This window comes from Prosthecobacter vanneervenii (assembly GCF_014203095.1).
Taxonomy (GTDB): Bacteria; Verrucomicrobiota; Verrucomicrobiia; order Verrucomicrobiales; family Verrucomicrobiaceae; genus Prosthecobacter; species Prosthecobacter vanneervenii.
Genome location: NZ_JACHIG010000006.1, coordinates 69664 through 82543, shown reverse-complemented (window position 1 = coordinate 82543; position 12880 = coordinate 69664). Strand labels below are relative to the sequence as shown.

General features: G+C 59.6%; 19 protein-coding genes. 11 read left to right on the top strand and 8 right to left on the bottom strand.

Annotated elements, in window-relative coordinates; all coding sequences use genetic code 11:
- Nucleotides 1-24: 24 nt before the first annotated feature.
- The 6 genes from HNQ65_RS14720 to HNQ65_RS14695 all read left to right on the top strand — a co-directional run bounded on the left by HNQ65_RS14720 (nt 25) and on the right by HNQ65_RS14695 (nt 4510).
- Nucleotides 25-252, top strand: a complete 228-nt coding sequence (locus HNQ65_RS14720; RefSeq protein ID WP_184340335.1) for a hypothetical protein — start codon at nt 25-27, stop codon at nt 250-252.
- 21 nt (nt 253-273) lie between these two features.
- Nucleotides 274-1374: a PDDEXK nuclease domain-containing protein gene (locus tag HNQ65_RS14715; RefSeq protein ID WP_184340706.1), complete on the top strand. Its 1101-nt coding sequence runs from the start codon at nt 274-276 to the stop codon at nt 1372-1374.
- A 152-nt stretch (nt 1375-1526) separates the two neighbouring features.
- Nucleotides 1527-2417 carry an alpha/beta hydrolase gene (locus HNQ65_RS14710; RefSeq protein ID WP_184340334.1) on the top strand — a complete coding sequence of 297 codons (891 nt, stop codon included), beginning with the start codon at nt 1527-1529 and terminating at the stop codon, nt 2415-2417.
- Nucleotides 2418-2683: 266 nt separating this feature from the next.
- Entirely contained in the window at nt 2684-3277 is a 594-nt protein-coding gene (locus HNQ65_RS14705; protein WP_184340333.1) for a DUF4118 domain-containing protein, read from the top strand.
- A 212-nt stretch (nt 3278-3489) separates the two neighbouring features.
- On the top strand, nt 3490-3846 hold the full coding sequence (locus HNQ65_RS14700; protein WP_184340332.1) for a hypothetical protein: 357 nt from the start codon (nt 3490-3492) through the stop codon (nt 3844-3846).
- A gap of 187 nt (nt 3847-4033) precedes the next feature.
- Nucleotides 4034-4510, top strand: a complete 477-nt coding sequence (locus tag HNQ65_RS14695; RefSeq protein WP_184340331.1) for an FKBP-type peptidyl-prolyl cis-trans isomerase — start codon at nt 4034-4036, stop codon at nt 4508-4510.
- Nucleotides 4511-4549: 39 nt separating this feature from the next.
- Here HNQ65_RS14695 and HNQ65_RS14690 read toward each other — a convergent pair whose 3' ends face one another.
- Nucleotides 4550-5224, bottom strand: a complete 675-nt coding sequence (locus HNQ65_RS14690; protein WP_184340330.1) for a LamG domain-containing protein — start codon at nt 5222-5224, stop codon at nt 4550-4552.
- A 90-nt stretch (nt 5225-5314) separates the two neighbouring features.
- On the opposite strand from HNQ65_RS14690, the gene rlmN reads away from it, so the two are divergent.
- Nucleotides 5315-6400, top strand: coding sequence for a 23S rRNA (adenine(2503)-C(2))-methyltransferase RlmN (gene rlmN, locus HNQ65_RS14685; RefSeq protein WP_184340329.1), 1086 nt, complete (start codon nt 5315-5317; stop codon nt 6398-6400).
- A complete protein-coding gene (locus tag HNQ65_RS14680) occupies nt 6397-6858 on the top strand; it encodes a cupin domain-containing protein (RefSeq protein WP_184340328.1) in 462 nt (153 codons plus the stop codon). Before rlmN ends, HNQ65_RS14680 begins: the two co-directional genes overlap by 4 nt.
- Nucleotide 6859: 1 nt before the next feature.
- On the opposite strand, the gene HNQ65_RS14675 is transcribed toward HNQ65_RS14680, so the two are convergent.
- Nucleotides 6860-7324 carry a hypothetical protein gene (locus tag HNQ65_RS14675; protein ID WP_184340327.1) on the bottom strand — a complete coding sequence of 155 codons (465 nt, stop codon included), beginning with the start codon at nt 7322-7324 and terminating at the stop codon, nt 6860-6862.
- Between the two features lie 102 nt (nt 7325-7426).
- Between HNQ65_RS14675 and HNQ65_RS14670 the strand changes: the two genes are divergently transcribed.
- Nucleotides 7427-8371, top strand: a complete 945-nt coding sequence (locus tag HNQ65_RS14670) for a class I SAM-dependent methyltransferase (protein ID WP_184340326.1) — start codon at nt 7427-7429, stop codon at nt 8369-8371.
- Here the strand turns inward: HNQ65_RS14670 and HNQ65_RS14665 are convergent, their stop codons facing one another.
- Genes HNQ65_RS14665 through HNQ65_RS14655 form a run of 3 tightly spaced genes read right to left on the bottom strand, consistent with a single transcriptional unit; the run spans nt 8372 to nt 9428 of the window.
- Entirely contained in the window at nt 8372-9019 is a 648-nt protein-coding gene (locus HNQ65_RS14665; protein WP_184340325.1) for an SGNH/GDSL hydrolase family protein, read from the bottom strand.
- Between the two features lie 3 nt (nt 9020-9022).
- Nucleotides 9023-9235: a hypothetical protein gene (locus HNQ65_RS14660; RefSeq protein WP_184340324.1), complete on the bottom strand. Its 213-nt coding sequence runs from the start codon at nt 9233-9235 to the stop codon at nt 9023-9025.
- A 13-nt stretch (nt 9236-9248) separates the two neighbouring features.
- Nucleotides 9249-9428: a hypothetical protein gene (locus HNQ65_RS14655; RefSeq protein ID WP_184340323.1), complete on the bottom strand. Its 180-nt coding sequence runs from the start codon at nt 9426-9428 to the stop codon at nt 9249-9251.
- Nucleotides 9429-9527: 99 nt separating this feature from the next.
- On the opposite strand from HNQ65_RS14655, the gene HNQ65_RS14650 reads away from it, so the two are divergent.
- Nucleotides 9528-9986 (top strand): DUF5069 domain-containing protein, encoded by a 459-nt coding sequence (locus HNQ65_RS14650; RefSeq protein WP_221306171.1) that lies wholly within the window; start codon nt 9528-9530, stop codon nt 9984-9986.
- A 10-nt stretch (nt 9987-9996) separates the two neighbouring features.
- Here HNQ65_RS14650 and HNQ65_RS14645 read toward each other — a convergent pair whose 3' ends face one another.
- Together HNQ65_RS14645 and HNQ65_RS14640 are read right to left on the bottom strand one after the other, a co-directional pair.
- On the bottom strand, nt 9997-11013 hold the full coding sequence (locus HNQ65_RS14645) for a methyltransferase (protein ID WP_184340321.1): 1017 nt from the start codon (nt 11011-11013) through the stop codon (nt 9997-9999).
- Between the two features lie 29 nt (nt 11014-11042).
- Nucleotides 11043-11384, bottom strand: coding sequence for a zinc ribbon domain-containing protein YjdM (locus tag HNQ65_RS14640; protein WP_184340320.1), 342 nt, complete (start codon nt 11382-11384; stop codon nt 11043-11045).
- Nucleotides 11385-11485: 101 nt separating this feature from the next.
- Between HNQ65_RS14640 and HNQ65_RS14635 the strand changes: the two genes are divergently transcribed.
- Complete coding sequence (locus HNQ65_RS14635) at nt 11486-12238, top strand: hypothetical protein (RefSeq protein ID WP_184340319.1); 753 nt, start codon at nt 11486-11488, stop codon at nt 12236-12238.
- Between the two features lie 21 nt (nt 12239-12259).
- On the opposite strand, the gene HNQ65_RS14630 is transcribed toward HNQ65_RS14635, so the two are convergent.
- Nucleotides 12260-12880, bottom strand: a complete 621-nt coding sequence (locus HNQ65_RS14630) for a protein-methionine-sulfoxide reductase heme-binding subunit MsrQ (RefSeq protein WP_184340318.1) — start codon at nt 12878-12880, stop codon at nt 12260-12262.

Sequence of the window (12880 nt, the reverse complement as noted above, 5' to 3'; positions counted from 1 at the left end):
ACCTAGGCCGCGGATGCGCCGAAGTTGCCTGCCGTTACCGCTGCCAAAGAGAAGCAGATGAGCGGCGAGCTTCGCAAGCCCGCAGAGCCGACGGCGAAGAAGAAGGAGCTGCTCTTTTCCGATGACTTTGAGCGGGCGGAGCTGGGCAAGGACAAGGGGTTGGCCATTGGGGCGCCGACGTTTTCGGTGGAGAATGGCACGTGGACTCTCTCCGCACTGCGGAGACAATTCACCTTTCCCGAAGCCGCCTGACCGCGCTACTCTGACGGAGCCCTGCCCGCCAAGCCCAAGCCTCGCACGCTCGCTCCCAAACCCGCCGCCCCTGCCGCGCCGCTGCTTGCGGTGGTGCGCGATCTCATCCTCACGGCCCGCGAAGCCGTTGCCCGGACCGTCAACGCAGGTCTGACGCTCCTGTATTGGGAGATCGGCACTCGCATTCGCACAGATGTGCTGAAGGAAAAGCGTGCTGATTACGGAAAAGAGATTTTGCACACACTGAGTGCACAATTGGAGAAGGAGTTTGGCCGAGGGTTCAGTGAACGGAACCTGGCGCACATGGTCAAGCTCGCTGAGGCATTCCCGGATCGCGATATTTTGCACACGCTGTGTGCAAAATTGGGATGGAGCCACTTTCGCTCGATCATTTACCTCGACGATGAACTGAAGCGGGACTTCTACGCCGAGATGTGCCGCATGGAAAACTGGAGTGTGCGCACGTTGGTGAAAAAAATCGGCTCCATGCTCTACGAGCGCACGGCGATCTCGAAGAAGCCGGACAAGCTCATCAAGCAGGAGCTCGCCGCCCTGCGCAGCGAGGACAAGCTGACGCCCGACCTCGTCTTTCGCGATCCCTACATCCTCGACTTCCTCGGGCTGAAAGACACCTATGCCGAGAAGGACGTGGAGACGGCGATCTTGCGCGAGGTGGAGAGCTTCATCCTCGAACTCGGCATCGGCTTTGCCTTTCTGGAGCGGCAGAAGCGGATGCAGATTGATTCCAAGGACTACTACCTCGATCTGCTGTTCTACCATCGGAAACTCAAGCGGCTGGTGGCTATTGAATTGAAACTCGGCGACTTCGAGGCGGCGGACAAAGGGCAGATGGAGCTGTATCTCGGCTGGCTGAAACGCCACGCCGTCGAGCCGGGCGAAGAAGAGCCGCTGGGCATGATCCTCTGCGCGGGCAAGAACGATGAGCACGTCGAGCTGCTCGAACTCGCCAGCAGCGGCATCCACGTGGCGACTTACTGGACCCAACTGCTGCCGAAGAAGCAGCTCGAACGAAAGCTCCACCAAGCCGTCGTCCGCGCCCGGCAGCGACTCACTTTAAGCGATGGCAAAGCTGGTAAGAAGACGACCCGCAAGACTCAATAAGCTGACAAACCGCCGCGTGCCGGCGGAGAGCATTCCCATCGGCCCGGCTTTTTGCGTGTAAAGATGCTATAACCTGCTTTGGCGGGAGCGATACACGCAATAAGCCTACGATTTTTCATTCGCTTGCAGATGCGATTCATTGATAATGCAACATGAACTCATTCATCGCTGAATTCCGCCTGGTGGTGTCCGCCCTGCTTCTAATCTTGTTCACGAGTTGCACCGCGTTTCATCAGACCGTGCAGGTGTCCAGCTCGGATGCCCTGCCCGTCTCCCAGGCGGAGTCCGTAGTTCGTCAGGCGTATTCTCAAATGAAAGGGCGCCAACACGACAATCTAATCGTGTATGTCCACGGTCGTGGCGATGGCAGGACGATGGCAAAGTCCAACACCAAGATCATCCCACGACTGGAGAGCGACTACACGGCTGAGGTAGTCTCTTTCCACTGGAATGCAGCCAAAGGCTTTGCTGGATTGGGATATCCCGAAGACAACGCAAGAGCTGCAGCGCCTGACTTTGCCCGCCTCGTGGCCGCGGTCCGGAAGGTCTCACAAGAAAACGAGGCATGGAAAAAAGTACGCATCACCCTGCTTTTCCATAGCCTCGGCGCAGTGGTGGCCGAGGAATTTGCCCGCACAACCCAAGGACTGCCCGACAGCCTCTTCAGCAACGTGGTTTTGAGCTCGCCTTCGGTGACAGCCCGTGAGCACGCCACGTGGGTTTCCAAACTCGCCCCAAATCGTCTTTATGTGCTCCTAAACCCTAACGATCCTGTTCTCCGCTGGGCGGCCAAGGAAAAGTTGAGCGCCATGCTGGGGCAGCGACTGGCAGACATCACCGGAAAGCATTTCAAAACTGATCCAAGGGTGACTTACATCGATCTAGACAACCTCAAGGAAGGCCATCGATCCTTCCAGCCCAAAAGCAAGCGTGGCCACGAGCTATGGCTGTCGTTGCTGAACGGTCTTCCTCCTGCTTTGCGCAGCACTGAACGAGAACCGGCATTGGGAGCGAAGGTGTACAAGGTTGAGAACGACAGGTGACCGTCTGAGTTGATGGCCAAGGGATCGGAGCGTCAAAAGCCGCGACGTAGCGGACCAAGAACAACGGCGAATAGGCTGGCTGGGTGCCCCGGAATCTTTTGTGAAAAGCCGCAACCATCAGCAAACACTGGCGTTTACAAAAATCTCCATGCACTGCGCTTCGTAGAGTGAGAGCCATGAACGCCCCTTAGACATTGATTCATAGTCACCTGCATGAGTCCGTCCTTGTGCAGCGCCTATTCCATGCTTCTTAAGCGTCGACAGCCATGAATGGACCCGCCCCTCAATCTCCCTCTGAATACTTTTTTGAAAGGTATCCATGGAATAACAAGGGGGTGCTGTTTTTCATCGCGCTGCTGATGTCGTGCAGCGATTTCCTGGCAGGGCCGGTGGTGTTCTTTCCCTTCCTGTTTGTGATCCCCGTGACGCTGATGGCGTGGAACTGCGGCCTGCGCACGGCGCTGTGGCTGGGGGCCCTGCTGTGTCTCATCCGCTTCTGCATCCAGTATGCCTGGGGCATCCCCTACGCCTTCCATGTCGCCGTCATCAATGCCCTCCTGCGTCTGGCGATCCTTTTCTTCATCACCTATCTCTGCGGCAAGCTCTCGGAGCAGACCAAGGCCCTGCGCGCCCGCGTGCGCACGTTGGAGGGACTGCTGCCGACGTGCTCATACTGCAAAGACATCCGGGATGAGAATGGCGAGTGGCAGCAGATCGAAGAATACGTTACCTCGCGCTCGGAAGTGCAGTTTACCCATGGCATCTGCCCCAAATGCGTGCAGAAGCACTTCAGCGGGGTCATGCACCACGATGGGGCGAAGAAAGAAGCTGAGTCCCATGATGGACAAAGCTCCGAGTGAGAAAGGCTGCAGCCACAGGCTGCCCACTGCCAACGAGTGATCTAGATGGCCGCAGCGATAGGCGCGATGAAGGCATCCTTTAATCCTGGGTAAAGCCCGTCTTCGAATTGGTCGGATGAGTCCAACATAACCGAACAAGACGATAGCATGAGTGTCTCTCTGAAAAGACGAGTTACCCCACACTCTCATCCAACAATCAGCTCTAAAAAACCATGAAAACTAGCCTCATGTCTTTTGCCCTGGCCTCCATGGTCATCGGCCTGTCCAGCTGCTCCATGCCCTCTGGCATCCAGCTGGTGAGCACAACACGTGTGATCGATTCCCAGCCGGGCGTGATCGGCCCGGTCACCACCGTCAACGGAGTCGCCATTCATCAGTACAGCCCGAAGCTCTACTCGCCCTTCCTCTATGCCCACGAAAGCCTGGCGGACAACGAGTACCAGCGCGAACGCAACCTGCGCTATGAACGCAAGGGCAGTGTGCATGTGGGCCCCCTCATGGCCGCCAGCCACAGCAGAGCCTCAGCCTTGTATGAGACCAGGCAGGCCATCCCCATGCGCAAGAAATAACCCGGTGCCTGTCAGAGCAGACAGCCTCGGCAGCGGGAATCCAGCGCCGGCCAGCACCATGGCCGGCGCTTTTTTGTCAGTCGAATAAGATCGCTTCAGGCTGGCTGGCGGGCAGAGATGGGCGGTTTCAAATCGTCCTTTTCCTTCGGTTGCGCCCGCGTGCATTCGCCGCCACATCTGCACTACCATGAAGCCCATCGCCACCGCCTTGATCACCTCTGCAGCGCTGCTGCTCCTCGCCACCGGCTGCCAGAGCGGCGGAAAGTCCGAGTCAGCCCAGAAATCTGCCGCAGCCAAGGGCAATGCTGATGCCAACGGCGTGGTGACCACCGCGAGCGGCCTGCGCTACAAGATGCTCACCTCCGGCCCTGCAGGCGGCAAGTCGCCCACGCTCACCGATTCCGTGACGGTGCACTACCGCGGCACACTGACGAACGGCAGCGTCTTTGACAGCTCCTACGACCGCGGCCAGCCCGCCACCTTTGGTGTGAACCAGGTGATCCCCGGCTGGACGGAGGCGCTGCAGCTCATGAAGCCGGGCGATGTCTTCGCTCTCTACATTCCCTCCTACCTCGGCTATGGCCCCCAGTCCATGGGCACCATACCCGCCAACAGCGATCTCGTCTTCCAGGTGCAGCTGATCCAGGTGAATGGCGCGCCGTGAGATGGAGCGGGCAGTCGCCGCACTGCATGCTGCCACCTTTTACATCCCTTCCCAAAGCTTGATCGAATCGATCTGGCAGGTGCCGAAATCGACGGCCTTGAAGTCGATCTGCGCCTGACCGGTCATGTCGATGTGGCTGCTTTCAAAGAGGTGCTTTTTGCCGTCGATGCTGAGGAGAATCCTGCCTTTCTTCAGCTCAATGACGACATCGTGCCACTGGTTCAGTGCAAAGAGCGGCTGCTCCACGGGCAGGGTCTGCACGTTCTTTTTGATGGCGAGCGTGGTGGCCTTTTCCGCAAAGCTGAGTGTGTGGATGTGGTGGCCCAGATCGAAGAGCGGAAAGCCTTTCTGGTAGGCGGTGGCATCGTAGCGCACACGCATGACGCAGACGAAATTTTCCGGCACTTTCTTGAGCCAGATCACGGGCTTGAGCCCGGCGTGGGAGGGATCGCTGCTGGCCTTCTTCTTGTCCTGAAAATCCTTGGATGACGGGCTGCCAAAGAGCACGCCGTCCTTCACCACCCAGGTGGTGTTTTGCCGAACCTCCCAGAACTCCGCATTCAGCGTGCCGCTGTCAAAGGTGTCTGCATACACCGGCTTCAGCGTCTGAAACAGCTCCGGCTTGTATTCCGCATCTGCGGCATGGGCATGCGGCGAGGAGAAGGTGATGGCACAGGCAAGGGAGAGAGCGGCAAAGCGGAGGGGCGGGATCATGACAACGCTGAAACGCCGCAGGCAGCGTGGAGTTTTCTTCAAGCTGCCGGGTTGCGGTGCCGCAAGACGACTTTATGTCTGTGCCTGCACATGCCTCCTTCTACGACCGCACGCCCGCTGACCGATCTCTCCCCCGAGGAGCTGGGTGCATGGATGCAGAGCCAGGGCTTCAACACTGCGCACACGCCGCGTGTGATCCGCGGCCTGCTGGCTGCGGAGCCGCCGAAGAGCCGCGCGGGTTTCCTCCTGCCTGAAAAGCTCGATGAGCAGCTGCAATCCGCCTTTCCCATGACTGCGGCAAACCTGGCCATGCGCCAGGTGTCTGAAGACGGCACCACCAAGCTGCTGCTGCGCCTGCACGATGGCCGCACAGTGGAGTCTGTGCTGATGCCGGATTACCATGCGGACCGCGCCGCGGGCTGCATCTCCAGCCAGGTGGGCTGCGCGATGGGCTGTGATTTCTGCGCGACCACGCAGACCGGCTTTGAGCGCAATCTGAGCTCCGGAGAGATCGTGGAGCAGTTCATCCATCTGCGCCGTGAGGCACACGCCGCGGGCCGCGCGCTGCGCACCATCGTTTTCATGGGCATGGGCGAGCCGATGCTGAATCTGAAGAACGTGCTGGCTGCGTTGCGGCGCATTGCGGATCCCAAGCTGGGCGCCTTTGGCTGGCGGCAGATCACCGTCTCCACCGTAGGGATCGTGCCCGGCATCGACGAGCTGCGGCAGGCGAATCTAGGCGTGCATCTCGCGCTTTCATTGCACGCGCCGGATGATGCCACGCGCGCCGACCTGCTGCCGATGGGAAAACGCTTTGATGTGCAGGAGGTGCTGGCTGCGGTGGACCGCTATCAGCAGACCAGCGGCCGCATCACCACCATTCAATACTGCCTGCTGGATGGCGTGAATGATTCTCTGGCGCAGGCGCGGGATCTCTCGCGTCTGCTGCAAGGGCGCCGCATGCATGTAAACCTGCTGCGCTACAATGCCACTGGCCTGAGCCTGCGCGGCCGCACCTACGCGCCGAGCAGCCTGGAGCAGACGGAGGCTTTTCTCACAGAACTCCGCGCGCACGGCACCGTGGCGCACCTGCGCCGTGCGCGCGGGCCGGACATCGATGCCGCATGCGGACAGTTGCGCAAACGCGAGGCGGCGCATTCTTCTGCTAACTCATGAATCCCGTGCAAGGCTACCACCTCATCACGCCGGCTGATCTCACCTGGCGTCTGTCCAATCTCATGCGCATCCCAAACGCGGATTTTCTGGAGCGCACCGGCAGCGAGAACATGGGTGCGCGCCTCTGGCGCATGCCACCGATGAGCGCCAACACGCTGCACAAGCACATCCGCGCGGAAGAATTCTATTTTGTGCTGGAAGGCACCGGCCGCCTGCGTGTGGGGGAGGAGACGCTGACCGTGCCAAAACACGGCGGCGTGCTGGTAGGCCCAGATCAGCTGCGCCAGGTGTTTAACGACACCGCAGAGGAAGTACTCTGGCTCATCATCGGTGCGCCCGAGGAGACAGAGCTGCTGCCGGGCGCCACCAACAAGCCAGACATGAAGTTGATTTATCCAACTGATCCAACCCAGCTGCCAAAGGAGCTCGCGGGTGCTGTATGGCCGCCAAAGGATTGAGTCAAAACAGCTCGCCCTGCGCCGATGGCCTGGGCGGAGGAGCGGCAAGCGGTGAAAGCCTGCGGATGCTGCGGCCCGGCTTCATCGTGCCAAAGAGTGCGCTGCGCGGCTCTTTGAAATAAGCGGCTTCGGCTTTGGTCGCCTCACGCGTCACCATCTTGGCGATGCGGTAGGGGGCGCCGTTTTTCCCTGTGACGGGAGCTTCCAGCACAAACAAAAGATGTGCGCCATCAGGTGCCTGAGCCCAGGCGATATCATCGGTCTTCGTATCCTTCACCCCCACCTCGGCCACTTCGTCGGTCTGCGTGAGCTCATTCCCGGGCTTCTTGAGCCACCAGTCGAGCTTCTCCTCCGTGGCTGAGCCACCCCACACGCCCTCCGTTTTAGAGCCATCGGCCAGGGACAAATCCACCGGCTTGCCGGCCTTGCAGACCTTGCCTTTTTTGGTGCGGTAGATGTTGCACATAGCGGCATTGATTTACCGCCATTCCTCGCCGGGAGGAAAGAGAATTTCATCGCTGGCGAAGCCCCGTTGATTGCAGGCACATCCTGCTGCAAGCATGCCTGCGTGAATCCTCCTGCTCGTACTCCCGCCTCCGCCACGCCCATGGTCTGGATGACTCCTGCCCTGTGCAAGACCATTGAATCTGCAGGCACCACGGCGCACCGGCTGGCATCGGGCCCCGGCGGCTGGGTGGAGCGACTAGGAGATGACGTGATCATTTCCTACAAGCAGGACGCCGCGCGCGATGAGATGGCAGCCGGATTGGACGCCTGGTGCCAGAAGGCCGCATGGCAGCCTGTGCGCGTGTTTCACCGCCACATGCCGGTCAAAAATGCTGACCGTATCAGCCCCGTGCTGCACAGTGGAGATGCCACGCTGCCGCTGACGACCGTCGTCACGGAGGCGGGCATCCGCTATGGGCTGGACATCGGTGCCAGCTACAGCCACGGACTGTTTCTGGATCAACGCGTGAACCGCGCCACGCTGCGTGAACTGAAACCGAAGCGCATGCTGAACACCTTTGCCTACACGTGCAGCTTCTCCGTGGTGGGTGCTCTGGCAGGCGCAGAGACGGTGAGCGTGGACCTCTCCCGCAAGTCCTTGGATCGCGGCAGACATAACTTCACGCTCAATGAACTCGATCCCGCCAAGCACCGTTTTCTGGCGGAGGACACCAATGAGCTGTTGCCTACACTGGCCGCGCGTGGCGAGCGCTTTGACGCCATCATTCTCGATCCGCCCACCTTTTCCCGCAGCAAGACCGGCCGTCGCTGGCAGGTGGAGGACCACTTTGAAGACCTGCTGAATGCAGCGCTGGAAGTGGCGGCACCCAAATGCGCCATCCTGCTCTCCACCAACTGCACCAAGCTGGACCCTACCACTCTGGAGCGCCATGCCCGCTGGTGCGCCAAAGTGAAACGCCGCAGCGCCGAGTACATCCGCCCAGCCATGCCGCCGGACTTTCCCGCCGGCCACGGTGCGAGCACCTTGTGGATGATGGTGCGGTGATCAGCGCAGCGCCCTCAGGCTTGGACCCATCTTTTTGGCGATGGCGGTGTTTCCCGCACCATCCGGATGCACACCGTCTTTGTGCAGCGAAGCATCAGGCACGACACCAAAGAGGCTGACAAACTCGCATTGAGTTTCTGCAGCCAGCTTTTCAAAAGCCGCGCCAAGCTCGCGCAGCTTCGCCTCCCGCTCATTGGCGATGGGTTTTGTCGGTCCCAGCGCAGACTTGTTGATATTGCTGGGGCCCACGATCAGCACGGGCAACTTGGCTCCATAAACCGCACGCGCTCTTTCGATCATCGCACGCACGTTTGCCACGGCCTTGGGCACGCACTGCGACGTGATGTCTCGGGAGTCGTTCATACCCAGCGCGATCACCAATGCGTCAGCCTTTTCATTTCGCGCCAGCATCTGCTCAAACTCCGGCAGGGAATTCGTGGGCCTGCCGCCCTTGCCTTCATTGATCAGAATGAGATCTCCTGCTGACTGAGCCTGAACCTGAGTGACCCATAGCTTGGCACGCTCTTCCTGGGGCAGCGCACCGCCTGCGGTAATGGAATCACCAAACAAGATGACTCTGCGCGCTTCGGGGCTTTGTGCGAAAACGCCAAAGCTCAAGACAAACCACACAAGGAGAACACGCGGCATACGTCAGCGGGCAGGCACGAAATACTGGCCAAAGTAGCAGAAGGCACCCACGGCCAGATGGCAGCAGCAGGTGACATAAAAAGCCCCCGGCTGATCAACACGGCGGATGAGACCGCTGCGCCCCAGCGTGGTGCCGCTGAGCAGTCCCAGTCCTCCTGCTCCCAGCATGAAGACGCCAAAGTTCGCTGCCAGATGCACATTGTCCGGATTTGCCATGAGGTACGGTCACCTATTCCTTGGCTTTGTCTCCAGTCTTTTCTGTGGCTGGCTTGACCTCAGGCGACTGCTTGGCTGGACGCACAACGGGCTTGGGTCCCGAAAAGGGAATGAATCCCTGCCCGCCGGACCAGCGATCTGCTTTCGTCTTGAAGGGACGAGGTGTGCGATTGTTGATTTTCTGACTACGCATGGAGTCCCGATATATTTAAAAATGCACGCTTTGCAAAGGCTGCTTGTGCCGCAGGTGTTGCTTGAAGAAAAGGCTTGTGCTGCCGATGCTCAGTACGTCATGCCCCTTCCCTACCCCACCCTCATTCCTGGACTCCGCAGCCCCTACGATCAGGTGAACGGCCTCGTCTATTTCGGCCGTATGCTGGACAAGATCCGCCTTATGGCCGCCGGCAAACTGCCCGAGGGCTGGCAGCCCATGCGCGGCGCGGTGAAGGGCAGCTTTGACTGGCGCTGCTGTGAGTTTTTGAAAATCGACTACGCCGCTCTCGAAGCTGAAACACAGAAAGGAGGCAGCGATGAAAGCCTGCTGTCCTGGGCCTACTCGAATGGCCTCCAGCCCACCGAGCAGGAGATCGAGGTGTGGAATGCCTTCATGACCAAGCGCGGCTGGCGCGATGCTGGCACTCAGCGTCTGAACGAGCGTCTCGAAGAAATAGGCCTGCCGCCCGGAACGGTGCAGACGATGTTTGAGTTCATCGAGATTGATGAAGGCAGGCTGATTCCCGACGCGAAGTAACCGGCAAGAATCAAGCCACCGCAACCACTGCGCTCTGCATGGTGGGCGGCAGAGGATGCAGAGTGGCCTCTTTGAAGCCTGCTTCAGCGAGCATCCTCTCATACTCTGCAAACGTGTAGGCGTCGCCCTCCGGCGTGGTGCCGAGCATGACGAGGCTGAAGCCTGCGGCTGGCGGCGGGGTGACGCGGTCATCGTTGGGCACAAATTCCACGATGAGCACTTTGCCCCCCGGGCGCAGTGCGGCATGCACTCGCTTCAGAAAACGGGTGCAGTCTTCGAGATTGAAGTGATGCAGGAAGTTCGGCACCAGCACCACATCGTAGCCGCTGCCGAGATCCACAGTGAAGGCATCCCCGACGATCTTGCTGAAACGATTCGCGATGCCGGCAGCTCGGGCGTTTTCTTCGGTGACGGCCAGCACCGCCTCCCAATCCAGCGCAACGAGATGCGTGCGCGGATTTTTTAGCACCACGGCAATGCCATACGCGCCATGACTGGAGGAGATGTCCAGCACCCGTGTATCACGAGAGTCATCCAGCGTCAGCAGAGCCGCCGCGCCTTGTGAGGTGGGCACCATCATGGGCCCCATGGCCCGGGCAAACTCCACCCATGCCGGATGATCCGGCGCGGTGGTGCCGTGTTCCGTGGTGTGCAGGCGCCCCAGCCGGATGGTGGAGGCCAGATCAGAAAAAGCTTCTGTGAGTCCCGGCGCGAGAAGGAACTTCACCGCCCCGCCCATGTAGGCCGGAGACTGTGGCAGCAGAAAGACGGCGGATGAAGGCGTGAGTGAGTAGTGTCCGTCTGCCTTGGTGAGAAAGCCGAGGATCGTCAGATTATCCGCCAGGATGCGAATGCCACGCAGCGGGCACTGGCAGCGCTCCGCGATCTCAGTGGCAGTTGCCGGGGCATCGCCGATGGCGGCGAAGAGATTCAGATCCACCGCTGCTTTCAGCGCGGCAGATTTCTGAAAGGCATTGATCGTTTCAAAGAAGAGCTGCGGAGAGGGAGCGTTGTCAGGAGCGGACATGGTGGTGGTGGGGTGGCTGATACGCCCCACTAACTGACCACTTTCTTCACAAAGCAAGCTTTCAGACCGATCGCCATGCCATCCATCTTGCAGGAGATTTCGTGATCGCCGTCCACCAGCCGGATGGGTTTGGACTTGGTCCCCACCTTCAGCACTTCGCTGGATCCCTTGAGTTTCAGATCTTTGATCATGGCCACGATGTCTCCGTCGGCGAGCACGTTGCCATAGGCGTCTTTTACCACGCGCTCAGCATCCGGCTCATCCGCTGCGGCTTCTTTCGGCCATTCGTGGCCGCAGGTCATGCACTCAAAGCGGTCGGCATGGTCCAGCACGTCATTCATCTCACACATCGGGCAGGCAGGTTGGCTCATAGGCGCAAAGCAGACACGCCGAATGGCATGAACTCAAGCGCCGGTTTGACTTCGGCAATTTCCGCGCATGATCTCACAGAATAATCTCGTTTCACTGCTCCATGAAAATCCGCCTGTTTCTTTCCTCCTGCCTCCTTATCAGCGCCGCGTCCTTTGCTGCCGATGCTCCCAAGATCCCTTCCAAACCCATCGCCGAAAAGAAAGAGCTTCTTTTTTCTGACGAGATGAACAGCAGCGAGCATGACAAACGCTGGCACCGCGTGGTGGACACTTTCGCCTTTGAAAACAATGCGCTCAAAGGCACCCAGACGCGCGTAAAGGACGAGCCCTCCAAAGATGGCAAGTCCATCATCACCGCCCACGCCGCCGTGTATGGCCTGGAACTGCCCACCAAGGACAGCGTGGTGGAGGTGAAGATGCGCTTTGACGGCTGCACGATGATGGATGTGGAATTTGACGACCGCAAATACACCGCCGCGCACTACGGCCATCTCGGCCGCGCCCAGATCCGCCTGGACAAGGTGACGATCATGGATGAGCGCGAAGGCAGCCAAAACCTGATCATCAAAGAGCTGCGCAAAGACCCCGCCAAGAAGGACGAAGTGAACAAGCTCATGGCTGGCAAGAGCGCGACCTTCCCTGTGAAGCTGGAGCAGAACAAGGAATACACCGTGACGGTGGAGACTGTGGGCGATGAAATGCGCGTGAGCATTGACGGCAAAGCCGTGGCCTTCCTCAAGTCCCCCGGCATCGGCCATGAAACAAAATCCAAGATCGAGCTGGGCGTGGCCGGCCAGAGCGGCTGGTTTGACGACATCAAGGTGTGGAACGCCGCTCCTGCCAAGAAAAAGTAAGCGGGCTTTTCAACTGAAAATTCACGAAGCGCGTGGTGCTGCGGCACTCCGCGCTTTTTTCATGCCCTCCACCACGCGATACCCCAGCAGCAGAGCCAGGATGACTGCAAAGAAGCGCGGCCAGGTCACGTCCGACTTCACGATGGCCCAGTAGTGCAGCACGCCACCGATGGCGATGTAGTAGGTGAGCCGGTGCAGCTGCGCCCAGCGCTGACCGCCGAGCTTTTTGATCATGGCATTGGTGGAGGTGACCGCCAGCGGCACCATGAGCAGGAAGCTGAACATGCCTAGTGCGATGAAGGGCCGCTTGTACACATCTCCCACCACCGTCTGCAACTGCCAGTCGCGGTCATAGGCCAAGTAGGTGATCAGATGCCCCAGGCCGTAGAAGAAGGCATACAGCCCCAGCAGGCGGCGTTGTTTCAAGAGCCAGTTCCACCCACACAGCTTGCGCAGCGGCGTGACCATGAGCGTGAGCATGAGAAAGACCAGCGTCAGCACACCTGTGGTGCGGGTGATGAATTCCGCTGGATTGGTCCCCAGCCTGCCGCGCCAGCCATCGATCAGGATGAGCAGCGCCGGCAGCAGGCCATTGAAGAAAAACAGCTGACGGTGAAACGAGGTGTCTGCGCTGAGTTTCAT